The organism is Bradyrhizobium sp. USDA 4449, assembly GCF_054056275.1.
Genome location: NZ_JBSRYD010000001.1, coordinates 3562703 through 3587058, shown reverse-complemented (window position 1 = coordinate 3587058; position 24356 = coordinate 3562703). Strand labels below are relative to the sequence as shown.

At 57.5% G+C, this 24356-nt stretch carries 18 protein-coding genes and 1 pseudogene; 12 read left to right on the top strand and 7 right to left on the bottom strand.

The window, feature by feature from the left end:
• Positions 1-660, bottom strand: a complete 660-nt coding sequence (nodB, locus tag ACVIIW_RS16725; protein WP_456701722.1) for a chitooligosaccharide deacetylase NodB — start codon at positions 658-660, stop codon at positions 1-3.
• Positions 657-1289, bottom strand: coding sequence for a NodA family N-acyltransferase (locus ACVIIW_RS16720; RefSeq protein WP_456701721.1), 633 nt, complete (start codon positions 1287-1289; stop codon positions 657-659). The genes nodB and ACVIIW_RS16720 overlap by 4 nt, the downstream gene beginning before the upstream one ends.
• A gap of 813 nt (positions 1290-2102) precedes the next feature.
• Here ACVIIW_RS16720 and nodD1 point away from each other — a divergent pair.
• From nodD1 to ACVIIW_RS16695, 5 genes are all read left to right on the top strand, one after another.
• Positions 2103-3047, top strand: coding sequence for a transcriptional regulator NodD1 (nodD1, locus tag ACVIIW_RS16715; protein WP_456701720.1), 945 nt, complete (start codon positions 2103-2105; stop codon positions 3045-3047).
• A 548-nt stretch (positions 3048-3595) separates the two neighbouring features.
• Positions 3596-4582 (top strand): LysR family transcriptional regulator, encoded by a 987-nt coding sequence (locus tag ACVIIW_RS16710; RefSeq protein ID WP_456701719.1) that lies wholly within the window; start codon positions 3596-3598, stop codon positions 4580-4582.
• An 874-nt stretch (positions 4583-5456) separates the two neighbouring features.
• Complete coding sequence (locus ACVIIW_RS16705) at positions 5457-6170, top strand: MerR family transcriptional regulator (RefSeq protein WP_456705176.1); 714 nt, start codon at positions 5457-5459, stop codon at positions 6168-6170.
• 323 nt (positions 6171-6493) lie between these two features.
• Entirely contained in the window at positions 6494-7612 is a 1119-nt protein-coding gene (locus ACVIIW_RS16700; RefSeq protein WP_456701718.1) for a branched-chain amino acid ABC transporter substrate-binding protein, read from the top strand.
• A 1436-nt stretch (positions 7613-9048) separates the two neighbouring features.
• Positions 9049-9411, top strand: coding sequence for a NolY (locus ACVIIW_RS16695; protein WP_456701717.1), 363 nt, complete (start codon positions 9049-9051; stop codon positions 9409-9411).
• A gap of 361 nt (positions 9412-9772) precedes the next feature.
• Here ACVIIW_RS16695 and ACVIIW_RS16690 read toward each other — a convergent pair whose 3' ends face one another.
• Positions 9773-9967: a hypothetical protein gene (locus ACVIIW_RS16690; RefSeq protein WP_456701716.1), complete on the bottom strand. Its 195-nt coding sequence runs from the start codon at positions 9965-9967 to the stop codon at positions 9773-9775.
• 126 nt (positions 9968-10093) lie between these two features.
• Between ACVIIW_RS16690 and ACVIIW_RS16685 the strand changes: the two genes are divergently transcribed.
• Complete coding sequence (locus ACVIIW_RS16685) at positions 10094-10339, top strand: hypothetical protein (protein WP_456701715.1); 246 nt, start codon at positions 10094-10096, stop codon at positions 10337-10339.
• Positions 10340-11072: 733 nt separating this feature from the next.
• Complete coding sequence (locus tag ACVIIW_RS16680; protein WP_456701714.1) at positions 11073-11795, top strand: outer membrane protein; 723 nt, start codon at positions 11073-11075, stop codon at positions 11793-11795.
• 338 nt (positions 11796-12133) lie between these two features.
• Here ACVIIW_RS16680 and ACVIIW_RS16675 read toward each other — a convergent pair whose 3' ends face one another.
• Both ACVIIW_RS16675 and ACVIIW_RS16670 read right to left on the bottom strand, forming a co-directional pair.
• Positions 12134-12457 carry a LuxR family transcriptional regulator gene (locus ACVIIW_RS16675; protein WP_456701713.1) on the bottom strand — a complete coding sequence of 108 codons (324 nt, stop codon included), beginning with the start codon at positions 12455-12457 and terminating at the stop codon, positions 12134-12136.
• Positions 12426-12611 carry an autoinducer binding domain-containing protein gene (locus ACVIIW_RS16670; protein WP_456701712.1) on the bottom strand — a complete coding sequence of 62 codons (186 nt, stop codon included), beginning with the start codon at positions 12609-12611 and terminating at the stop codon, positions 12426-12428. The genes ACVIIW_RS16675 and ACVIIW_RS16670 overlap by 32 nt, the downstream gene beginning before the upstream one ends.
• Positions 12612-14093: 1482 nt before the next feature.
• Between ACVIIW_RS16670 and ACVIIW_RS16665 the strand changes: the two genes are divergently transcribed.
• Positions 14094-14810 (top strand): sulfite exporter TauE/SafE family protein, encoded by a 717-nt coding sequence (locus ACVIIW_RS16665; RefSeq protein ID WP_456701711.1) that lies wholly within the window; start codon positions 14094-14096, stop codon positions 14808-14810.
• Between the two features lie 1600 nt (positions 14811-16410).
• Positions 16411-17748 (top strand): oxygen-independent coproporphyrinogen III oxidase, encoded by a 1338-nt coding sequence (gene hemN, locus ACVIIW_RS16660; RefSeq protein ID WP_456701710.1) that lies wholly within the window; start codon positions 16411-16413, stop codon positions 17746-17748.
• Between the two features lie 363 nt (positions 17749-18111).
• On the opposite strand, the gene ACVIIW_RS16655 is transcribed toward hemN, so the two are convergent.
• Complete coding sequence (locus ACVIIW_RS16655; RefSeq protein WP_456701709.1) at positions 18112-18723, bottom strand: hypothetical protein; 612 nt, start codon at positions 18721-18723, stop codon at positions 18112-18114.
• A 73-nt stretch (positions 18724-18796) separates the two neighbouring features.
• Here ACVIIW_RS16655 and ACVIIW_RS16650 point away from each other — a divergent pair, with 73 nt between their 5' ends.
• The 3 genes from ACVIIW_RS16650 (at position 18797) to ACVIIW_RS16640 (ending at position 23311) form a co-directional block, all read left to right on the top strand.
• On the top strand, positions 18797-19117 hold the full coding sequence (locus ACVIIW_RS16650) for a hypothetical protein (RefSeq protein WP_456701708.1): 321 nt from the start codon (positions 18797-18799) through the stop codon (positions 19115-19117).
• A gap of 704 nt (positions 19118-19821) precedes the next feature.
• Complete coding sequence (locus ACVIIW_RS16645) at positions 19822-21213, top strand: carbohydrate porin (protein WP_456701707.1); 1392 nt, start codon at positions 19822-19824, stop codon at positions 21211-21213.
• A gap of 313 nt (positions 21214-21526) precedes the next feature.
• Entirely contained in the window at positions 21527-23311 is a 1785-nt protein-coding gene (locus ACVIIW_RS16640; protein WP_456701706.1) for a hypothetical protein, read from the top strand.
• A 297-nt stretch (positions 23312-23608) separates the two neighbouring features.
• Here ACVIIW_RS16640 and istB read toward each other — a convergent pair.
• Positions 23609-24353, bottom strand: a pseudogene (gene istB / locus ACVIIW_RS16635) (IS21-like element helper ATPase IstB).
• Positions 24354-24356: the final 3 nt, after the last annotated feature.

Genomic DNA, 24356 nt, shown 5'->3' with positions numbered 1-24356 from the left:
TCAGTGGAGTTGAGGGAGTGGACGGATTGCAAACCCGCGCCGTTGTAGTGCCGGAATTAGAAAAGCCAGCGCCATCGTGGTCTGATCGCGCAGCGTGGTATCCGCGCCCAGACGCTCGTCAGTGGGAGGATATCCGTCATGCAGGAGCACAATTGCACCCGGGCGAACGTTCGCTAGGACTGAATTCACGATTGTCTCGACCCCAGGGCGGGACCAATCTCTCGGATCGACCGACCAGTGCAGAGCTGTGAGGCCGGCGCTTGCTGTCTTTGCGAGCACCTCCTGCGTCCATATTCCGTAAGGTGCTCGCATAAGCCGGGGCGAGGCGTGCGGGCACACCAGACGGATCGCCTCGCTCGCGCTCAGCACTTCATCGTGAAGCTCCGTAGGGCCGCATCTGGATAGATCAGGATGCGTCATCGTATGGTTGCCAATCTCGTGCCCTTCCGCAACCACTCGTCGGACCAGCTCAGGATGCTCGATCGCATACGTGCCGATGACGAAGAACGTCGCCGGGACCCGATGTTGCGCCAGCACGTCGAGCACCGAAGGCGTACAAAATGGGTTCGGCCCGTCGTCAAAGGTCAAGTAGACAGCCGGATTTCCGCTCGCGTCAGCGTAGTCGCAGCGGACAACAGATGGGGAGGAACGCTCTGTCACAACTCAGGCCCGTTCCGATCAATCACCGTCCCGGCCGGCCACTCAGTGATCGAGCGACCAACTGGAAACACCACCACGATCACGTCTTCCATGCGGGTCGGCGACAAATTGGGATAGACGTCAGGCAGCGTGGAGAGCACGCGGATGCCATTCATAAGAGTGGCGAACCCCTGCCTTTGGACCAGTCGCGTCATATGTTTCTCGAGCGCCGGTCGAACCGTGCCAAAGCCAAACGGAACGCCCAGCTCGTGCAGTATTGGATACATCACGCGCATTGCGTGGCTTATTCCGAGCCCCTCGAGATCCGGACGGACCGCATACAATCCCAGTTCGGCCACAAGGAGATCGGCTCCGCCAACTTTGATGAAGCGTCGTAGTAGCCCGACGTGTGCTGCTATCCCGCGCGCGTCGTAACCAACTACACGAACCTCGGGTCTTGCGCCGGCCCAACTTCGGCTCCCCTGAAACGGCTGCGCATTGAACGCACCTGTCGGGCCGTAACTCTTGCGGAAGAACTCAGCGAGCTCGGCGTGCTCGGTAAGCCCCAGTTCGCTTTCCCACCGACGCCGCCACTGTACCTGAGCGCGCGCAGAGGCACCCTCCGCAGTCGGAGATACCGCAATGTTCATGGCAAGCTTCCTTGTAACAGTTGAGATGGTCACAAGGCCTCGTTACCCGCTGAACCACGATGAATACTGGAACGCGCCGCCATGCTGTGTCTGAGTTCGGCACCGCGGTTCTGCGCTCGCACGCCTCGCGTTGCATGCAGCGGAGCCATGGCTTTGTCCGCACATTTGATCCGGCGGATGTGCCATGCGCGCGATATGTCGGAAGATGCCTTCGAGGCGATTGGACAAGCCAGATCCTGTTTGCGCCAGAGAGCTCTTCTCCCTCCCCTCGCGGCGCAATCCGGCATATTGTGGTCTTGCGGCAAGCCATTTAGGCGCGGGCCCTCATCGATGGCGCATCTGAGCGGCATCGGACCAAACTGTTTCTTAAACATCTTCAAGACGCCCCGAATACGCTGGACAAGCAGGCGGTTTGAAACGGGCCTGCAAAGCTTGGCATTCGCAAACTGCTCTGCCGCTATTTCTCGACAGTAGAACGAGGCTGAAGCGCTCTCAATTGTACGCGAGTAAACATCAAATATGGGAACGGTTGAAATCCGCATACCAAGGTTTATCGGGACTTGCTTCGAGCCCGATCGAGCGGGCCTAGCACCGAAAAGAAGCAACGCCGCGCACCTATAGGCATCCTCAAAACGGATGACGCCATTCGCTCTCCCATCCGGAAGACTTTCAGCGAGCGCACGTGAACGATCAAGGAGCATCGCGGTGGGCCTAATTATTTTTCCAAACTTCAGTTTGCTATCCAATCTCCCGCAGTTTGGTAAAATCGATTGTTTCGATACAACACATCCACACGATGGATAGACTTACGACATGCGGTTCAAGGGACTCGATCTAAATCTTCTCGTTGCGCTCGACGCCGTGATGACGGAGCGCAATCTCACAGCGGCGGCTCGCAAAATTAACCTGAGCCAACCCGCTATGAGCGCTGCTGTCGCACGGCTGCGCACCTATTTCCGCGATGAACTATTCACTATGAAAGGTCGAGAACTCGTCCCGACACCTGGTGCGGAGTCGCTTGCAGGCCCGGTTCGCGAGGCCCTGCTGCACATCCAACTCTCCATCATTTCGCGAGACGCGTTCGACCCGACTCAGTCCAGTCGGCGCTTCAGGGTCATTCTCTCGGATTTCATGACTATCGTGTTTTTCCGCAGAATCGTCGACCGCATGGCACAAGAAGCTCCCGCCGTGCGCTTCGAACTGCTGCCATTTTCCGATGAACCGGATGAGCTGCTCCGGCGGGGCGAGGTTGACTTTCTGATCCTGCCGGAACTGTTCATGTCGAGCGCGCATCCTAAGGCGACGCTGTTCGACGAGACCCTCGTATGCGTGGGATGCCGCGCGAACAAGCAGCTATCCCGGCAGCTTACGTTTGAAACATACATCTCGATGGGACACGTGACTGCCAAGTTCGGGCGGGCACTAAGACCGAACCTTGAAGAATGGTTTTTGCTTGAGCACGGTGTCAGACGACGAATAGAGGTCGTCGTGCAAGGCTTTAGCCTGATTCCGCCTATATTATTAGGCACGAGCCGTATCGGCACGATGCCCTTCCGCCTGGCCAGATACTTTGAAAAGCGGATGCCACTGCGGATCATCGAACCGCCTCTCCCTCTACCCACCTTCACAGAGGCCCTGCAGTGGCCCTCGTTCCACAATACCGATCCTGCGAGCATCTGGATGCGACGGATATTGCTCGATGAGGCATCCAACATGTCATCTGGGGAGCAGAAACCTCCAACTCGCAGGCGGTGTTAGAATTATCGTCCGCCGCACTCTGAACATCCAAGAACGACTGCGGCGGTTGGTCGCGAGGGCGCTCCCAGGTGCAAAGCGATGAACTCCAGAAATGGTTTTGATGCACCTGAGCTGCATTTCGGCTGCACTGTCGCGGGAAGAACAAAGAACATCTCTCCAGTGCAGATGTTTTTCTTGGCTAATAAAATAGCTTGAATCGCACATTGCGTCAGATTGTAGGATCACGATCCTGAGTGGCGCTGCAAGGCGCAGCTGTCGACGGGGCGGTTTGGCGAGCTCACCGCGCCATCGGCGGCCGGGTTGACCTTGCGTCAGCGAGCTCCGCTGCGTGGTTAGCCGGAGCCGGTGAGATCAATCAGCTTGGAGGCTCCTGATCCTCTCCCGCCGCTGCTGACCGGCTGCTCTCTATTCTAGCGATCACTTCGCGAGCTTCTTTCGCGATACCGGATGCGCCGACGTCCATTCGCGCGAGCCGAGACGATTGCTCAAGACGCAGCTGCCAGCCCGCGCTTTTGTGCCGCAAAGACGTTTGTCCCGGAGAGGAAGAGATGCGTTTCAAAGGTCTAGATCTAAATCTTCTCGTCGCGCTGGATGCTCTAATAACGGAGCGCAACCTAACCTCGGCGGCTCGAAAACTCCATCTCAGCCAACCGGCTATGAGCGCAGCCGTGGCGCGGTTACGCTCGTACTTCGATGATGATTTGTTTGGAATGAGGGGCCGCGAGCTTGTCTTGACCTCCCGCGCGGAACGGCTGGGCGCTCCGGTGCGGGACGCTCTAATGCACATTGAACTTTCAATCATTGCGCGAGACGCGTTCGACCCAGCCCGACTGAACCGCAGATTCAGGATTGCCCTTTCTGATTCTATAACAATTGTATTCTTCCGAAATGTCGTGGAGCGCGTCACGCGAGAGGCCCCGGCCGTCAGCTTCGAACTGGTGGCGCCGACCGATCAGCACGAGGAGCTACTCCGCCGGGGTGAGCTCGATTTTGTCATACTGCCGGACTTGTTGTTGTCGAGCGCGCACCCCAGAGCAGCGCTATTCGATGAGAGACTCGTCTGCGTAGGCTGCGGGGCGAATAAGGAATTGCAATGCCGGCTTACATCCGATCGCTATATGTCCATGGGCCACGTTGCAGTTAAGAACGAAGGCGTGCCCCCGACCGCAGTTGAGCAATCCTTCTTCATCGATCCCGGCTCCTCCCGGCGCATCGACATTCTCGTGCAGAGCTTCAGCCTGATGCCGCCGCTCTTGCTTGGGACGAACCGCATCGGCACGATGCCACTGGGCCTCGCTCGGCACTTCCAAAGCACGATGCCACTTAAGATCGTCGAGCTTGCGCATCAACTCCCGGCCTTCACTGAGGCGGTCCAATGGCCCGCGCTTCACAACAGTGACCCGGAAAGCCTGTGGCTGCGGGAAATCTTCCTGCAGGAGGCCACCCGCATGGCAACAGCACAAGAGCCCCCTGTTAGCACTTGCCAAGAATCGCGCGCCGCGGGGCATGTACGATCTGTCTCGCCGGCGTCGTGAAGACGTTCCGCGCCAGCTGAGACCACACAGACTTCTCCCATGGTTAGCTCTCATTGCCCACCAATAGAGACCCTCGCAGCGGACGACCCTTGAGGCAATCTTTCGCCTTTCGTACGGTCGCGTTAGCTCCTCCAACCTGCACAGTGTCGCCGTAGTTTGAAGATGCAGCTGAGCAATGCATCCACGCTGAGCGTTACACACCCGGCCGCGGGACGCACCTGCCAAAAGAAGTAGGACATGCACCGATCTCACGTCGTCAACTGTCCAGGTCAGCAACTGCTTCCGATGAACGGATCCGACCAGCTTCTTCTGAGCCTGCTAAATTGCGTTGTGAGCACCGCGGCCCTCGAGCATGCATATGGCTGGGAGCCGCCCCGCTGTCGAAGCAAGTGTCCGGCACCGTGTGGCCCTGTCGCATCACGGTGCAGGACATCGCGACATTCACGACTGAATGCCGCACCTATGTCTTCTTTTGGCCCTATCGCAGCCAAACGTCTTGACGACGCGCGCTGCGCTTGATGCAAACAAAAGAGGAGTTGAACGTTGAATCTTTGCAGCAGAGTCTTCGATCCGGAAGAGCTCTCGGCCCTTGGACGCGTTTACGACCACGCCGTCAACGCGCTTCCCCCATCGATGCGTAGTCAAGACAACCGCACAGCTATCGCCAAACTCATCTTGGAGCGTACGGCCGCTGGCGATGCTCAATTGGCGCGCCTGATGAACTTGTTCATTACCCTTTCCCCCGAGGTTGATCGGCTGCCATCTTAAGGATAGTCACCACTCGCGGTCTGGAATGGAAGACGATTTAGCTGGAGCTTACAAAGCCGCTTGAATCACACGTGACGTCAGGTTGTAGGCTTTGAAATTGAACAACATGAACAGACCTGCACCAAGACGGCGTCGATGGCGCATTGGCGAACTTGCAGATGCGACCGGAGTAACGGTACGCACGCTGCACCATTATGAGCACACTGGGCTCTTGGCAGCCACGGAGCGAACCGACGGTGGTCACCGGATGTATGACCGAGAAAGCCTGCAACGGGTTCACCAAATCCGTGCGCTGCGTGAGCTTGGTTTCTCGCTGGTCGAGATCCGTAAAGCTATGGAGGGCACGACCTCACTTACGGACCTCCTGCGCAAGCATCTAGAGCGCATAGAGCTCCAAGTTGCGCGAGCCACTCTGTTGCGCGACCGTTTGCGCAACATGACCATCGACGGCGACGCGAAGGTAAGTGTGGATGAGCTGCCTGCGACCCTCAATGCGATGTCGCGGGCGGAGACGCGTGATGATCCGCCGCGATGCGCCTGCAATCTTGCTGCGGAGCGCGAGGACCGCTGGCGTCGAATCCGTGACGACCTTCGCGCATGCATGGATGGAGGCGAACATCCTTGCGGCGAGCGCGCAAAGGCTGTCGCGGGTGCTGCACGCTTGCTGATCAGCGAAATCGCCGGCGCCGATTCACGTGTCTCTATGATCCTGAAAGTACTCTCACGATTAAGCGCGCCCCGCAGCCTGGCTGGCTGGGATCCCTGCCTGATGCAATATCTCGATCTCGCCCTAGGCGGCTTGGAAGATCAGCCGTACTGATGCATTCACGAGCATTGGCAGCAGCGCACGCTTCCATCATTCACCTAGTGTAGGTTTAAATACGCGGGATTGACGCCCGCGTTCTTTGATGCGGCTATGGGATTTAGCGGATAAAACAGACAGGTTGGACTCTGTCCAACGATCCGCGCCCCGAAGCATCCACTGCTCTTCCCAACGGGCTTGATCCGCACGTAACGTCAGATTGTAGAACCTTATCGCCGATGGGGGTTCGTCGAACTAACGAACGTTTGCCTCGGCAAGCGACCTCGACCAGGGGCGTCTGGTCACAAGTACATGCGGTTTTACTTTAGGTGACCATCGGAATGTCAAATATGCGGCCCGCCTCTATTGCGAGAGCAGCGCTTCTCTTCTGCGCGTTTGCCTCTCCCTTCGCGCGCGGCTCTGAAATAAAGATTGCGGTGGCCGGCCCAATGACTGGAAGCAGCGCAACGTTCGGCGCGCAAATGCGCGATGGGGCGGCTGCGGCAGTCGAGGCCATAAATGCTTCGGCCCTACTTCCCGACCATGCCAAGGTCGTACTGAGTGTCGTTGACGACGCCTGCGACCCAAGGCAAGCTGTCGCAGTCGCGAATAAGCTCGCAACAGAGCGGGTTCTGTTGGTGGTTGGCCATTTTTGTTCCGCTTCATCGATCCCGGCCTCCGACGTCTATGCCGAAGCAGGCATCGTTCAGGTATCACCAGGCTCATCAAGTTCTCTGTTGACGGAGCGCGGGCTCGAAACTGTCTTTCGGATCTGCGGCCGCGACGACCGACAGGGAATCGTTGCCGCCGACTACATTCAGGCGAACCACCCCAACGAGAGCATCGCGGTGCTCGATGACAAGAGCACGGCTGGCAAGGGTATTGCCGACGTGGTCGAAGCCCAGCTTCATCGGTTCGGGCGACAAGTCAGCCGGCAAAGCTATATTGCCGGTGAAAAGGACTTCAGAGCGTTGGTTTCAAGAATGAAGAAGGATCGGGTGCGCGTCGCCTATATCGGCGGCTACCACACTGAAATTGGATTGTTCGCACGCCAGGCGTCGGAAGCAAACGCAAACTTCATAGTCATGGCCAACGATCCGCTAATGAGCTCCGAGTTCTGGGCCATCACCGGCAGCGCTGGGAATGGCACATTGTTTACCTTCATGGCTGACCCCGCTGGGGATGCCAACGCGGCCGCAGTGGCCGCCAGTCTCAAAGCTTCCGGCCTGTCCGTTGAAGGCTACACGCTATACGCCTATGCAGCTGTGCAAGCCTGGGCAGAAGCGGTGAACCGGAGCGGCTCCTTCGACGCTGCGCGCGTCGCCAGCGCGCTCCGTTCACGGCCGATCGATACTGTAGTTGGGCAGGTCCGGTTCGATAAAAAGGGCGACAACTCGGCCTCTGGATTCTTCGTTTATCGATGGCGCAACGGCCATGTTGAACGGGTCAAGGAGCACTGATTCTCATGCAAAGCCGGCGCCCGAAGCGAGACATCTCGCGAATGACAAAACGCTCTCAGAAGGTCTTCGCAGCGATACTCGCTGGCTGCTTTATACTCGTCGCTCTCGGAGCATTTTTCGCGCTCGCTGCCGCACTCGCAGAGCTACCCAGCCCTGACCAGACAGAGGTGCTACGTCCGATGATAGACAAATAGCAGCCCCCTTTGCGTGATCCGCCCAGTCATAGGGTCTCTGAAGGTGGCCATGTCCTTCTACGGGTTTGAATACATGATCGTTCTGCGGCCGAGTGATTCCAGGTTCAAGATAGGAAGAGCGAAGCTCACATGTTTATGGTCAAGCACGGGCTTAGCTGGATGCAATCGGCGCTTGCTGTCAGATTCAGTATCCACGTATTCTCTTTTCTCGATCATAAGCTGTGATCCACGATCGAGTGAGAGAGGGACGGTATGACGCAGTCGGACAGACTACCTAGCCTATACCAGGGTAGTGGGAGCAGCCGGGCTGCCGGATAGAAGTTGCCGAGATTGCTCGTCTCCCACTTCGGTCTGGGACTACTCAGAGTTCGGGATTCGTCAAAACGATTCGCTGCTATCTCTTGCCCTCTCACTCATGGCCCGCCAACAGCGGATCAGCAATCTGCCGATATCTCTTATGCTTGCCAAGGCTAGACAGCCGGAAACACCCATTGACCGGTTTCCCATCAAGGCAGTTGAGATAGCTGCGCTATCAACGAACTGGATGCATTCCATCAACACTTTCGATTTTACTAGTTCGAGCCTAACACCGCATAAGTCGGCCGCCGGCTTACGGAAGGCACAGCTCACGAATGTCGCGTGTTAATGGATCCTTTTCAGCTTGGTCGCAGTCCAGCTCACGTCTATCGCGGCTGCGTCGAGCATCGCCTGGCAGCGAGACATGTGGGGGCGAATGCAGTGCGAGGTCCGATCTTAGCCAGCCGCGCAATCTCTAACATCGTGGCCATCCCTTTGGCATGATACTTGATGGCTCCGCGAAGTCAGCTCTCAGGCAAACTGTTCGGCAATGGTAAATGCTCTGCAGCATAGAGCTTGGGCAGCTGAACTGCCCTCTGCACCGGTGCGGGCTGGACTTTTCGCTCCGACCAGGCCGGTAGCGTCAGCTATCCGACACCGTCATCGCGGCCTGCGGCCAAAGCGTCACAATCGGCTGCATGGCCCCGAACGGAGTCACTGCTGTTGCGGAGCGCGCTGGATGGCTCGCAATACGTTCAAATCGCTAGCCATCAACAGTTTTCGTTTTCCCCTGGATCGTTGGCGGCACTTATGCGCCCCCTTTCTAGAAAACCGGCACACCTGCCGTGCAGCATTCATTTGTCCAGCGGAGCTTCCGCCGTTTGGCGTACGCAAAACGATACCTTTAGTCAGCCTGCGTTGCATTCACTACTTTGGAGAAATACCGTGGAACTTGACCCTTCCAATTCACGCATACAGCATCTCGAGGATCGGATCGATCTGCAACTCGACATCGTGGCGGGACTCATGCGCGAAGAAGGCGACGAGCTTGAAGCGATCCGACTGCTCAATGCGCTCATAAGTCAAATGATTGCGGCGGAGCTGGAGCTCGTCCAGCTTGGCGATGCCAGATCCGGCGGCGGACAAATGCGACTGTCGCGAGACCGCGGTGTCTACTACCCCGAGGAGCTCCGGGTTTTGGGACGCCTTTTTGATCAAACTGTGGCGGCTTTGCCGGAAGCGCTACGAACCTCCGCCAATCGAATGACGATCGCCAAGCTCATTTTTTCACGTGCAGCAGTGGACTGAGGTTTATTACGAATGTGCCGGCTTCCCCTCCGCTCGCTCTGTTTTGAGCCCGGAAGCGAACGGCCACCGCTTCTTTCGCGAGTGGCAAAGAGCCCTCTCGAGAGCATCGCATTTGCCCTTGCATCGCGCTCCCTGTGTAGGCGACTGACCTGGAACAAGCGCCACACACACAGGGCAGAAGCATAGGCTGGGTGAGTAAAACGTCGATGGGTCATTTAGTTATGTCAGAAAGCCGACACGGCGGATCCAGAACACGCTTACATGATCCCGCAGCGGATATCACCAGCGCCAATGTGTTTGGACGCTTCTTGGCTGCAGCGCGAGAAATGACCAGCCCTGTCCATTTTCGCATTGCTCGGCTTCAATCGCGACTGTTTGGTGCCGATGCTCCGGCATGAAGAGCAGCTACATCTCGTGATTTTTGACCGATGCCGACCAACAGGACCACTCCGGCAACCAATGAACAATGACCCGCATTTTGATTATCTATTTTTCCGAATTCGTCCGATTTCGGCGCGGCGATGCGACCTTCGGTCATCGGACTTTCAACAAGCATCTATATGCTCTCCATAAAGCATCGAGAGCAGCTCGATAGAAAGTCTGCCGGGCTGACGCCCTGCTTGCTGACGCACGCTGCATAATGTCAGCTTTCTCTGTTTCAAGATGTCGAGGAATGTTTGAGATGGATCAGATCTTTTCCCAGCACGCGCAGGTGCCAGACGCCGTCGTGAGCGCCGCATTGGACAAGGCATGGAGCTTTGTTGAGACGGATCCCTTGTTAGCACATAATCTCAGGGCCGTCCTTTATAGCCGGCTGCGCACTTACCTCGAATGTTCGGTAAAAAACGGCGAACGGAATACTCTAAATCTGGCAAACGACGCGATACGCAACTTGCGGGCTGAATTGGCGCCGTCGAGCCAGAAATGAGGCGCTTTCACCTTTAGCGTCGAGACGATTTGATGTCATCGCATTCAGAGGCGCAATGCGATAGAACAACCGGGTCAGCGCGCGTTCGAGCAAACTTTGCTCTCCTCATGTGCATCTTCGTTGATGAGAACGTTCCCGAAAAGCTATTACCTCTGCACCTCATCTGCCGACTCGAGACCCGTAAGCTGAACACCAGGCCGGGTCGACGATGAGAGGCGCCGGCCGCACTGGTATTCGCTGGCGTCAGGAAACCGATCACCGTTTTCTCTCCTACCCCTGAGCTCGGCACAACTTTGCGCAACTAAAAGAGCAATATCTAGCCGCAATGGCTTTCCCGACCCGGCGATTGCGCGCGCGGTCGGTCGGCATCGCGCAGCTCCGATTAAGAGCGATAGCATGACCGTGTTGCCCGAAGCATCGCGTTGGCGCGCATCGGGCCGGCATTTTAGGCGCGGCCTGTTGGCGTCCCTTGCGACAGATGGAGCCAGACACCGCCGCTCTGCCTCGCAGATCATGGTTAACGATCCTATGCGACGAAGCCTCGACGCGATCGCTGCCGAGCCACAGCGTCGCGTTAGGAGCGGAGCAGCGGCGAGTTGCGCGCCGCGCAACCTGACGTGGCGTGCGATTGCGCACATTTCTTTCCAAGACATGTTGTGCGGCAGTTACAGCAATTCGCGTTCATGTTGTTAAACGCACGCCGCTGGGGGCACCGAAAGGAAACGACACTGCAATGAAAAAGATTCTAGTTCTGACTGCCAGCATCGGCGCACTTGGTGCGGCCGCTCCCTCATTCGGCGCGGACTTGGCCGAGCAGCCTAACAAGGTCAAGGCGGCACCGGTGGCGGTCGCAGCCCCAGTCATCGATTGGTCCGGCTACTATGTCGGCGTCAATGGTGGCTGGGGAACGAGCCGCAATTGCTGGGATTTCAATGGCGTCACTTCCGAAGGCTGTCATGATTCGGCTGGCGGCACCTTTGGCGGCCAGATCGGCTATCGTTGGCACATCTTCAACATGGTCTATGGCATCGAAGGTCAGGGCAACTGGGCGGACTTCAAAGGCTCCAATGTTAGCACCGCCTTCCCGGCAAACACCATTGGCACCACGACAGATGCATTCGGTCTACTCACCGGCCATATCGGATACGCATTCAACTCTGTGCTAGTGTACGGCAAGGGCGGTGCTGCGGTGACCAGCAACACCTATCAGGTCAACTCGGCGACAACCAGTGCGGGTGGCAAAAACGATGATGTGCGTTGGGGAGGCGTGCTGGGCGCCGGCGCCGAAGTCAGCCTCACGCCGAACTGGTCAGCTGGCGTCGAGTATAACCACTTGTTCATGCAGCGCAGCAACATCAGCTTCCCAGCGGCACTTGGCACCGATCGCGTGCATCAGGACGTCGACCTCATCACGGCTCGGCTTAACTACAAGTTTGGCGCGCCGTTTGCCCGATAAAGATCCCCACGCACTTGCATGAATCGGGACCCCGACCCGCGGTCGGGGTTCTTTCCTCAAGTGCTCCTCTCCGGCCCCAGTTCCAGAGCCACAGCTGCGAGCTTATTTGAGCAAATGGTCGCCCGCGAGATAGAGTGAGGCCGTCACGCCCAACTCGTGAGGCAAATCGCTGCGCCCGTTCCACTGCCCATCGGCTTTACGAAAGTCCAAGAACCTCGGTCAGCGCGAGATAGCCGACTTGTCCAAGAGCACTGTATCTGCGAGTTCGTGACGATGCTCAACTCGCCTGAAGCCGGAAGGCAAAGATGTGCCGGTCAGCGATCGTCGCTCAATCGAATTCAAAGAACATCAAGGCGAATAGCCATGGCGATTGCTTGAATCCGGCTGTCAGCACCCAGTTTTGGCATCGTGTTCTTGACAGGAAAATTGACTGTATTCTCGCGGATTCCTAGGATCATCCCAATTTCCCAGGACGATTTTCCCTCAGCGACCCACCGCATACAACTGAGCTCCCGCTTCGAGAGCGTCACTTTCTTCTCGCAAAAGGTACTGCGAGGACGAGCGATCTCGCTGTAGGCGCGTGAATCAGACAGGCGAGCGTGTTCAGATGCCCGATGCGCTCCCTGAGGATCAGCATCGTCGAAGTCCCATGCAAACGACACCACAGATATCCGACCCAACGGGCCAAACAACGGCAGGCACGCTCATGCCATGCTTCAGGCCCGCCTCTCTCGCCTCCTCCAGGACGCGTCTCTCATCCGGTTGAAGTTGATGGTGTTCGGCGACGTGATCCCACAAAAACGGTCGCGAAAGCATCGGCGTCCGCCGGACCACTGGACGATAGTGTGGTACTTGCGCTTAAATTAGCGGTGGCGGCCACTTCACAGCCATATCGGAGGTGGACAGTCCTCTAGCCCGATTGCCTGGACGACGTTGAGAGCGCCGTAGGCCGACTTCAGTGAACCCTTCCTTGCCGGCACAGCGCACAAGTAACTCGAACGGCGCCCTGAGGGAATGCGTCTGGTTCGTGCACTCGGTGAAGCTGAAGAGGTCGAAGTGCGATCGCTCGCCAGATTCAGACGCCATTCGCCGCACTCGGCGCTCTGCTGCCGGCGCTTGCCTGATCGCATGGTCAGGGAGCCGAGATATCGCCATCATCCCTGCTTCGAGGCGAGCGATGAAGTGATCGGTCCAGGTCGCCGATAGCGAACAGACAAAATCGGAGATCATCGTCTGCCGCCCGTTTTGTTGAGGTTTGCCGTCGATGAGGACTAAGCGATGCGCCCACCTTACTCATGCGGCAATGATAGAACGTGGGAGGCTGCGGACTGCGCCTGGAACAAGGACCAAGCAGTACTAACCGCAAGACCCGAGGCCCTGTTTAGCTCGCATGAGGATAGAATTTAATCGTGCTCGGATGAGGCTCGTGTAGTCTTGAATGGCACGAGAAGATCCTGTGCTCGAAAATCGCGCGATATAGGTAAGGTAGAGCATGCGCATGGCGATGCGGGACTCGACCCGCCCCTTGTCCGTATCAAGACCTTGCTTCTAGACGATGACAACAGGAACGCCATCTTTTTTACCTATATTGCGAATCACCATGGCGTTCGCTCATCCACCGCCCTGTGGCGGCGACGCGAACGCGATCGATGAGCAACACGGAATAGCCAAGGCACAAGACATCTTTTTCGCATCATTGTACGGCGTCTCATTGGGTCCGCCCGGCGTGGCAGGCGCGAAAAAGCCGAACGCTCAGAAGCGGGCCATGCTACAGGCGCAACGAGAGCTACTCGTACACGCGGGATCTGCTTGATGCAGAGGACACTGTGCATGCGCTTCTCCAGCAGGGAGATGACCCGGGCCAGACGCACCAGCAAATGCCATACCAACTATCAGCTTGCTAAAATCAGGCGTCGCAGAACTCGCTCCGAACGCGGACGGTTGGGTACAACGTAGGTACCTCGAAGCATTCATGACATTGCGAGGGAATGCGACAGCAAGCGAGCTACACCGCACTTCACCTCGGCAGCTCACTGCGGCCGGCCGCCTCAAGCCCCGCCTTTTTAGGACCTTAACGCAATCCCATTACGGCCTGGTCAAGTGCCAACGTCGGCAATTGATGGGCCGATCCACACATGGCACTCGTCCAGGAACTTGAACCAACTGCAGTTCCAGCCGCGCGTGTCGGCGAAGTTCGCCTGGATCCCTCGAGCCAAATACAACTCGGCCGCACCTAAAGGAGGAATTATGATGAGCTTGATGGAAAAGGACGAAAATCACCGCCAAGATCGGTGAAGCATGGCTTCTCTGCTCATCGCGATCATCTCACTGCTCTATGCGAGCGTTGGCCAGGCTGGTGGCACTGCGTTCCTCTCCCTAATGGCATGGTTTGGGATGTCATCGACAGAGATGCGCCCGACGGCACTTGGTCTCAACATTGTTGTCGCGACTTATTCTACTTGGCTCCTCAACCGCAACAAGGTCGTTGAGTGGGCAATCCTGCGCCCGCTTCTCTTTTCCTCGATGCCGACGTCCCTCGTCGGCGGCTTAATTGTGCTCGGTGAGCATATGTACAGAACATTGACGGGGCTCATTCTTCTTCTGGCGAGCGCAGCGATGATCACGCAGCGGGGACGAGCTGCTGGCCGCGCTCGCGAAACTCCGCTGCGGGCGAGCGTGAGCATTGGCGCGGTCTTAGGCCTCGTTTCCGGGCTGACTGGGGTGGGAGGCGGAGTGTTCCTCGCCCCGCTGCTCATCGCACTGAATTGGGCGTCACCGAAGCAGACCGTGGCGCTATCACCGCCCTTTATTTTGGCCAATTCCACAGTGGGTTTCGTCGGAGCCCTTTTCGCCGGGCAATTTCCCTCGCCAGATTTGGCCATTTACGCGATCTCAGCGTTGGCGGGGGCAGTCGCTGGAACGATAATCAGCCTGAAATGGCTGGACGCGACAGGAATCAACTTTATTCTCGTGACGGTTCTGCTCATTGCCGGCGTCCAGTTGGTTTTTGCTTGAAAGTCTCAACTCTATCTTTAGTGCGATTGGCAGCAGGTCCTGCGCGGTCAGATCGGCAGGCACGATGATGGAGGCCGCAGCGGGGTCTGGTCCGAGTGTCTTTCCTAGCTCCGAAAACTGACTCACGCGATCACGAAAATCTGTTCTTGGAAAGAGGTTACAACTTGAGGGCGCCTTTCACCTCAGCGATTTCGGCTGCAGGCTTTCGAGTAATGAGCGCTTCGCTGGCCGTGTGCAGAGCCGAAGGATGCTTCGCCTCGGAATAGCGCGTCAAATAGCCTCAACCTCAAGTCACCCGACATCATGAGCTTTGTTGAGCCACGTAACGTGGCAGCGAGCGATGCCTACAAAGGCAATGTCAGAACGAAAACAACCCAGCTGTGAAGCAGAATCGAATATCGCAGATAGTCTCGCCTCTGAAGACATTCGGGACGGTCTCCTCTTGCAATTAGCAAGACGTTCACAGTCGTTGCGGGTGTGTGAACCGCATCGGGCAGGAACGAGACGCCGCCGCCTAACGAAAGCGCCCCGACGCACTTCGCCGTGGACGGAAAGTGCGCTGGGGTCGCCCCAACATCATCAGTACATCCGTGATGATGCTTGCGGCAATGAAACAACTAGCGTGGCAGAATTGAGGCTTGTGTGTTCGATACTGGATCAAACTTATCTTCGTGCGCTGTGCCAAAGGACTTGAATCGCACGTTGCGTCACGTTGTACTGTGACGCTACTCGCACTCTCATGGAGATTATCATCCATATCACGTCCGCCTCAAAAGGAGGCGCGCGTTCGACGGTCGGGAGCCGACCACGGCGACTGGCGATGTCACGAAAACGCTGCGAGCGTTGCTCGTGCCACCTGGCTATTCTGAAGGCAAGTCTACGCTCAACGACTCGTGCGCCAGCACATCGGTCCAAGCGATAATTGTGCGGGACTGCCGGCAATCAACAACATTTCGAGGCGGCCTCATCCTTTTTAGGAAACTCAAATAGCAGAGATTACCTGCTACGCGTGACTGCTGATGAAAAGCTGACGGGCCTGAAGCGTCTGACGACTCGCTCTTCGCGGCGCTCGACATTGCAACGGACAAGGTCATCGGCAAATGCTATTCCCGCTACCGTGCCGCAAATTCGCCAAGTCCCTCGACGCGATCGAGGCCGCCATCCCGCGCGGACGCAATGTCCATCTCCTCATTGACGACTCGCCACACAACGCCCCACTGATCCGCAGCTGGCTCGCGAAACGGCTGTGTTCGCATATTGAGCTCCTACCGACCAGTTTGTCCTGGCTCACTCCGGTTGAGCGCTTCCTCGCGCTCATCACCGACAAGAAGATGCGGCTTGGCGTCTATCGCAGAGTCCCAGGCCGTGCGCACGGGCATTCTGGACTTCATCAGTTATCACAATGCCAATCCCTTGCGATTCAAGTGGACCGAATCCCCAGACGACATCCTCACGTCCATCGAACGCTTCTGCCGACACTTAGGCATCGCAACGTTGCGAAGTTCTGGTTCGGCCCACGACGCCCGTTTGACATAACGCAAAGACATTGGAGAGAGGATCTGTCAGCTTTGTGCTTACCTGAGCATGGGAAAGTTAGGACTTGCAGACCTCTCTTTTGAACAAGTATTGCGATGCTCGCCTGCCCTGGTACACGATCTACCCGGCCGCCCGGGACTTTTCCGCGATAGTTGGCGCTGACACTTGTGCAACATGGCTGTCTCGGCTGCTGCCCGACGACCCTGTATCGCTCTACATCCACGTTCCGTTCTGTCGCTCTATTTGTTGGTATTGCGGCTTCCCTACCAGCCTTGCGCGCAGCAAGCGACCGCTTCGCAACTATTTGGCAGCACTGTGGGACGAGATAGGCTTGGTCGCAGAGCAAGTGCCGAGCGCTTTGCCGGTGAGCGATGTGCATTTCGGCGGTGGGACGCCGACCACCGTTGCACCTTGCGATTTTCTCGCCTTGATGGAACTCCTACGCCACCGTTTTCAGTTCAACAATACAACTACCATTGCCATAGAAATCGATCCGCGTCGACTCACGGCCGAGATGGTCGAAACGTTACAAGCGGCCGGGGTCAGCCGCGCGAGCATCGGCGTGCAAAGCTTCGATCCCGTGGTTCAAAGGTCTGTCAACCGCGTGCAGAGCGAGGAGGTGACGGCTTCCCTCGTCGCCAGTCTACGCCAGCATGGGATTAGACGCATCAATTTCGACCTTCTCTTCGGGCTACCGCATCAGACGGTGCGGTCCTGCGTAGCCTCCGCGCGGACAGTACTGGCAATGCGGCCAGACCGGCTTGCGGTCTTTGGCTACGCTCACGTCCCCTCCTATATGAAACGTCAACGCCACATCGACGAGACGGCGCTGCCGGATAATATTGCCCGCGCTGAGCAAGCCGCGGCCATCGCAGATACGCTGGTCTCGGCCGGCTACCACCAGATCGGGCTCGACCATTTCGCTCTACCCGGCGACGAGCTCGCGCTGGCGCAGAAAGCTGGTCGACTGCGCCGCAACTCCCTCGGTTATTCGGCTGACACTTGCAAGACGGTGATCGGCTTAGGTCCGTCCGCCATCGGCCGTTTGCGTGAGGGTTACGTTCAGAACGAGATGTCGACCACTTCGTATCAGGAACACATTCAGGCCGGCCGCCTGGCCACTTCAAAAGGCTACTGTCTGTCCGCAGAAGATCGCCTTCGCGCCGCGATTATAGAGCGTCTGATGTGCGATTTGCAGGCCGACATACCAGCGATCTGCGCTGCTCACGAATTTGATCCGGCTTTCCTCCTCGATTCTGCAGGCCGCCTAGGCATGCTTGCCAAAGATGGGATCGTGGACATTGAAGATGGATTTATTCGGGTCAAGCAGGAGCATAGGTTTGTCATTCGTGCAGTTGCTGCCGCATTCGACACTTGTCTCGATCGTATTCCTATTACCTAAGCCACGCATGTAAGCAGACTACATCCAAAACGCTACTTGCGATGGAGAGATCCAACAAGCGCGTCCGGGCAGACAGGCCAGATCTCGAGGATGCGCGGTATGACGAGGCTTTCAGGTATGGCCTCGAAACTGGCGAGAGCTGATGAGAGGAGAGCCGATTGAAAACGAAGTGCATGGGGGCGCTGCGGTCTACCCTCGAGGAAGGCTCTGCCCGCTACGGCAGAGGATCTCTATCGTGATCAAACTCCGACACGATACGCCGGCACCACCTCAGCTTTCGCTATTTGCGATCGGCGCAGCTTTGCGAAGCATGGCCCTCCTCGGGGGCAGCTGGAAGCGGGTACGCCTGCAGCGGTCTCGACCTCACGGCTCGTCTTTCTTCGGTCCTGCGACCACTGGCGCTCCTCCGACAGAAACAGGCCCTTCTGGTTTGGGCCGGCCGAAGCCTTTCGTGGTGCCGCTTGAAACAGCGCGGGCTTTCGGCAAAGGCGGCACAGGAGCAGCAGGAGGCAGAGGTGTTGAACTTTGCAGCGAATCTATTCGCGAGGCTAACATGCTGATCTGATCCAGGATTCCTTTCAAGTCCTCACGCAGCGCATCGAACTGGCGGTTGAGTATCACGATCTCATCGTCAGCTTTCTGTTGTGCCCACCTCATCTCCGACAGGAGAGGCCTGTCCCCTGGGGGCGAACTCATCGTTGAAGCGACATCCTGGACTTCCGGCGTCTCACCGAACTGCTCAAGGTTAATCCAAAGCCAAGCTCCCGAAGCACACGAGCAAGCGAGGAGAACCGGCAGCACAAAAAACACTGCGAGATTTCGTCTTGACGGACTGTGCAAGAGCGGCCGCAAGTCCGAAGGCGCAGCTGGATCACTCACATCCATTGTTCCTCGCTCAACATCCGATTCCAGCAGGTTTCTTTGACGATCAACGGCCTGCGATTCAGAAGCGCTCAATGAGCTGCCAGCGTCCACAATAAGAAATCTTGGCGAACTCCTGGCCGGCTGCTCCTGCTTTCATTTTACCCCTTTTAGGCAACGGCGCAGTTTGCGCTCATCCCTCGAAGATTGGGTCTCGCAGGTTGATGGCGCAGCGTTTTCTTATCATTCAGACGAAGAACCCGGCAGATTGCTCAGCCTCGCCTTGCGCCTTGACGACATCAGCAACTTCATCCGGCACATCAAAATAGCCGCCACGGGTGAGCGGCTGAGCCGCAATGTCAGATTGGACCAGCTATCATCGTTACTGTTCAACTACCAATTTCGGCGGGTTGTTCGAGGCGACGGATACATGGCAAGCGTGACCAACGAACGCGCGCACGTCGAGAAATCGGATGCAACACAGATTTTGCCGCAACACCGGCACTGAGAGAGCCAGCAACTTGCTCGCAGGTAGTCGCGAAAGCTGCTCTATTCCCGATCGCTCCGGCCGCCTGGCCGGCAGGCCAGACAGCTGGGATTGCCGGATGCGCAACTTCGACGGCTGCTCCGCCAGCTTGGCGACTGTATCGTGTTCCGCGACAATTACCAATGAGGTGCTTTGTAAAGCCTGGCCTCGCCGCCAAAATCGCGCCTGAGCCAGGGGGAGCAAATGGACATTCGCAAGCCTTTTGTGCCCGTGACAGCCTCGCGCTCGTTGTTAGCATTGACAAGCCAACGCTCGCGGCGCGCTCTCGGCCCACCGGCGCCATAAGCACGGTTGCGATCCTGGTCCATGCCCCCCCGAGCTAACAGCTTTGCAAAGCGTGAGCGGCTCTGATTGGAAAAATCGAGATCTACCGCGTCTTGCGAGCCCTCGGACGCGAAAGCGCTAAGAGGTTTACTCTTGGCCAGTCAGGCCTCGCCGCGATCTATTCATGGCTGGCAGAGATGGAACCGACGTACGCTGTGCCTGACTGCTTTCTTGAGACGACTTTGCCACCGAGATGCTCCGCGGCGGCCGCACATTCTTTCAATTTAGAACGAAGGCGAAACCAACGTGGGCTTGCTATCGCAGTTTCGGTGACGGCTTGTCTGTTCAACAATTCCGTACTTGCACAAAGAGCGAGCGGGGTTGATGCCAGTAACCACCCAGTGGATCAGGCCAGCAGACGACGAGAGGCTTCTGACCACGTTGAAAAGTTCCGGGTCGACCGGGAAATCAGCTCTCCTGTCCCGGCGCCAGCACCAAGTTCCGGTGTGCCCTTCGAAAAGCGCGCTAATGCGGACAGGCCTACCCAGACAAGCACGCAAACGACCATCGACTTTGCAAGGTACGATAATCTGCGTGAAAAAGGACTGTGGTTCAACATACCTGGCCCTGCGGACACGATCGATCAAGACAAAGGCGGCGTCAGATCGGCGCTTGCAGATGTCGGAATCGGCTACATCGGCTGGACACAGAACAGCTTTGCAAACAACCTGCTGCCGAATGCCGCCAGAAGCACTATCGCAAACCAGCTTTACATGGGCCAGAATCCGACCTTCGCGTCGGCAAACTTTATGATAGTGACCTACGATCTCAGCCGATTTGGCATTTCCGACGGACAGATCGTCCTAGGGGTCGAGCAGCAATACTCGACGTGGGATCGCCCGGGTCCAGATCGAGTTGGTCTCAACACGCTCGCCTACTATCAGACTTTCTTCGACAGGACCGTAGAGCTAAAACTTGGCTACCTCAGAAACCAAAATGAATTCGCCGGCACCCTGTTCGGAGGGATTACAGGATCGAACATGGCCGCCTTGTTACAGGCAGGCATGAGCACCAATGCCGCACCGACGCCTGCGGTCAACCTGAAGTACAATTTTGACCCCCGCTTATACAACAAGGTCTCCGTCCAGCGCTCGATTAGCCCAGATGGTCCCTATGTGCAGATAACGGAAAATCCCACGGGCTTGAACTGGAGCACGCCCCATGCGGGCATTCTTCTCGTTGATGAAGCCGGCTACAAGAGCAAGGCAGCTTCCGGCGTACCGGACACATGGCTGCGGGCGGGCGTTGGTTTCAACAGCAGCCGGTACACAAGTTTGACGGATCCCTCGCGGCGGAGTGAAGACGGGAATAACTTTCACTACATCGCTGCGGACAGGCAGTTCTGGCAAAACGACGCAGATGGGACCCCATCTCGAGGCATCTACGGCGGCTTCTCCATTATGGGAGCTCCGGCGGACCTGAATAGAATCAGCCGGTATTATGAGCTTCGCCTTTACGCGAGGGGCGCATTTGACAGTCGATCCAGCGATCTGATTGCGCTCGTTGCTAGCAACACGAGCTGGAGCAAATTTGCGGTGGATGTAGCCTTGGCTGGAGGCCGGCTTGCGCATCGCGATACCACAGCAATTACCGCAACATATACGGCCCATCTTGCTCCAGGAATATATGCCGGTGTGGGACTATCATACGTTCATAACCCCACAAGCATCACCCACACGCCCCAAACTGAACACGCCCTCAATCTGTTGGTATCTACGTTGATATTCTTCTGATCATCGCAAACGGTCATTTTGATTCAACCATCACGTGCTGCATGGGAATTGAGGCTTCGCGATATTGTGAAGGGACCAACTGCATCTGTGCCAGACCAGCCTGTTAGGGTCCGCCAGCTATAAGAACCTATGGAAAAGAGATAGATCCTAGGAAGGCCGAGGCAGTGTTCTAGAAGAGCCTGGTTCCAAACGCGTCATTTCCGCGGTTGGCCACCGCGAACAACGCTCCGCGCGGAATCATGGTCACGTCAGGTTCTCGAAAGCTTACCCGACTAGGCAGACCTGTTCAGGTGATCCTAGAGGTGAGGTTAGCGTGGACCCGCAAGAATATGACGCATTTAACTTGCCAGATTGGTCGCAGGTGCAGCACGCAGTCTCGCAAGAGCCGCAGACGAGCCAGTTTGGAAAAGATCGCTTTGAGCAGCACCTGGCTGAGGCAAAGCAGGTCGAACCCGCTCCTGTCGCCGGTGAAAGCTCCTATCCCCATCTATCTACAGAGGACCGGGACCTGATCGACAAGGCGATTGCTCGATATGTAGATGAGAAGAACCCACAAACGAACACGGTCAGGCTCTATACTCAGGCACTTTGTCGACTCGCGGATGATTTCCGCGCCCGTGGCCAAACAACTGATCTAAAGGACCACCAATCCCTGCTTAATCACCGAGATACTTACTTTCCGAAGGACGCCCTCATGAAGACAGGCATAAGCGTCCTTCGAGCCTATCATGATTCCGGTCATTTAGTTTCTCGTGGGCGACCGCGCGCGCTCCCCTCAGCTAAGGACGCATCTGAGCATGCCCAGCAATTCCCGGACGAGGCGATGGATCCACGTGCCCGGAGCAATCTTCTGGCTAGCGAGGAGGTCCCCGTCAATTATGAAGATGACACAGCTCAATCGAGAGCAGCTAAAAGACAAAGGACGCTGAACGATCCGCAAGAAGTTCAGGTATATCGGAAACCGAGCGCAAGCGCCGCTTCAGGAGAAAGTGGCGGAGCAATGCCGGTCGCCTCAACGGGCGTCATAATTCGGGGACGATGGGACAAGCGGCCTCTTTACCCCGAAGATGCTGCCGATATCTTCAGACTTGAGAAAGCGCTTATTGAGAGTGGCGCGGCGGCCAGTACGGCGAAGCAGCATGCAGGTTCACTTCTTGGCTATAGCCGTTGGCTCTTCGCAAAAAGCAAACCAAGCATTGTTGCTCGGCTGGGCGGCAAATCGCTGAGCGATGGCAGTGACGTGCGCGAGTTCAGCGGTGCCTCTGATAGTAACAGTCTCGTTAGAGCATTAGAGCATCTGCGGACCTTTCGGTCGACGGGGGCCATCATGCCCATCGTGCGTCCAGGGCGTCGCGCTAAGCTCAATCCTTCCCTCCAGAACGTGACGCGCATCAATCCCGAAGCCGGTTTACTGGCACACCTGACACGCATCGACAGCACCCCTGCGCAGCACCACGCGTCGTACGAAGCCAACCGGCAAGAAGAGCATCACGAGGGACACGACAATCAACCTCTCCCGGCTCTCCTCGAAGGACAGGTCGCAGTCGATCCAGAGCAGCTTCGTCAGGAGCAGCTTGGGCACCTGCGAGACCAGCTTGATGACCATGCCATCCCCTCCCCAGTTTCCCCGCCTTCTGAAGAGCTTCAGCAGCTGGAAACGGAGTTGCGTAACGAGCTGCTCCGGCAATCGGAGGATCCTCCTCCCCCCTCGTTTTCCTTTGATCCAGAAGCGCTTGTCATTGATCTGGACCAGTTCTCTCCCGCGGAGTTTCGGCGACTGCTCGAGGATGAAGACACACAGGAGCTTACCGAGGGGCGTGATGATCAACCCGCCACCTCGGCTTTCATCCATGAGCGAGTCGCACTCAGTTCGGAGCAGCTCCCTCAGGCCGACCTTCGCGATGATGCACCCAGCCAATTGCCAGCCTCCGTCCCTCCAGAAGAGCTGCGGCAACTGGAAAAGGAGTTGCACGACGCACTTCACGGATTACGGGACGATCACTCCTCTCCTCCGGTCTCCATTGATCCAGAAGAATTTACTTTCGAGCCGGAGGGGCTTTCTCCAGGGGAGCTTCGGCGACTGCTTGATGATGAATAATTAACGGAGCTTTAGGAAGGGAATGACGTCCGCGTTCGAAAAGGGTGCGGATTCCGACGAAGTCGCCCAGGCGTACCGATATGAAGTCGCCCGTGGATTCCGAGACGATGTCGCCCACCTTTCCGATTTGATCTCGCCCAGCGGCGAGGCGTTCTGGCCGGCTGGTTCTCTGGCATCGGTCAAGCCGCGCGGTCAATCTGGAATCGCGACTTCAACCTTTTTTCTTCTTCTGCGGTTGCTGTGGGCATGTGGGCAACGCGGTTGCGTTGTCCAAGCGCAGCGGCATGTCCACAGCGCTCAGGTCTTTCGGGCGGATTGCCGGGTTCGGCGCAGGCTCTCACCGCTGAGGTCGAGCCGATGGGCATTGTGGACCAGGCGATCGAGCACGGCGTCGGCATAGGTGGGATCTCCAATGAGCAGATGCCACTGGTCCACGGGGAGCTGGCTGGTGACGATGGTGGAGCGATGACCGTAGCGATCTTCGAGAATTTCCAGGAGGTCGTGACGGGCGCCGGCATCGAGCGGCTCGAGCCCCCAATCATCGAGGATCAGCAGATCGACACGGCCAAGGCCGCGCAGCAGGCGTGGGTGACGACCGTCGCCGCGGGCGAGCGCCAGATCGTCGAACAGGCGCGGGACGCGCTGATAGAGCACGGAGCGATTGTCGCGACAGGCCTTGTGGCCGAGCGCCGAGGCGAGCCAACTCTTGCCGACGCCTGCCGGGCCGCAGATCAGGAGATTGACGTGGGTCGTCGATCCAACGGCCCTCGACAAGCTTGGCGAACAGCGGGCGGTCGAGACCGCGCGGGGTGCGGTAGTCGATGTCCTCGACGCATGCCTGCTGGCGCAGCTTGGCGTAGCGCAGGCGAGTGGCGAGCCGTTTGTCGTGCCGCAGCGAGGCTTCACGTTCGAGCAGCAGAGCAAGCCATTCGGCGTGACCGAGGCTGCCAGCCTCACCGGCGGCTTCGATGTCGGCGAAGGCCTTGGCCATGCCGTGGAGGCCGAGGGCGTTGAGGCGGTCGAGGGTCGGATGGGTGAGCAAGGG

Bases quoted from the DNA above. Each gene is read 5' to 3' on its own strand.
- ACVIIW_RS16720 (WP_456701721.1), bottom strand. From the start codon at position 1,289: ATGAACATTGCGGTATCTCCGACTGCGGAGGGTGCCTCTGCGCGCGCT.
- ACVIIW_RS16670 (WP_456701712.1), bottom strand. From the start codon at position 12,611: ATGCTTTCGCGACCGTTTTTGTGGGATCACGTCGCCGAACACCATCAA.
- ACVIIW_RS16705 (WP_456705176.1), top strand. From the start codon at position 5,457: ATGAACAGACCTGCACCAAGACGGCGTCGATGGCGCATTGGCGAACTT.
- ACVIIW_RS16710 (WP_456701719.1), top strand. From the start codon at position 3,596: ATGCGTTTCAAAGGTCTAGATCTAAATCTTCTCGTCGCGCTGGATGCT.
- ACVIIW_RS16665 (WP_456701711.1), top strand. From the start codon at position 14,094: ATGGCTTCTCTGCTCATCGCGATCATCTCACTGCTCTATGCGAGCGTT.
- ACVIIW_RS16700 (WP_456701718.1), top strand. From the start codon at position 6,494: ATGTCAAATATGCGGCCCGCCTCTATTGCGAGAGCAGCGCTTCTCTTC.
- ACVIIW_RS16690 (WP_456701716.1), bottom strand. From the start codon at position 9,967: ATGCTTGTTGAAAGTCCGATGACCGAAGGTCGCATCGCCGCGCCGAAA.
- ACVIIW_RS16680 (WP_456701714.1), top strand. From the start codon at position 11,073: ATGAAAAAGATTCTAGTTCTGACTGCCAGCATCGGCGCACTTGGTGCG.
- nodD1 (WP_456701720.1), top strand. From the start codon at position 2,103: ATGCGGTTCAAGGGACTCGATCTAAATCTTCTCGTTGCGCTCGACGCC.
- ACVIIW_RS16685 (WP_456701715.1), top strand. From the start codon at position 10,094: ATGGATCAGATCTTTTCCCAGCACGCGCAGGTGCCAGACGCCGTCGTG.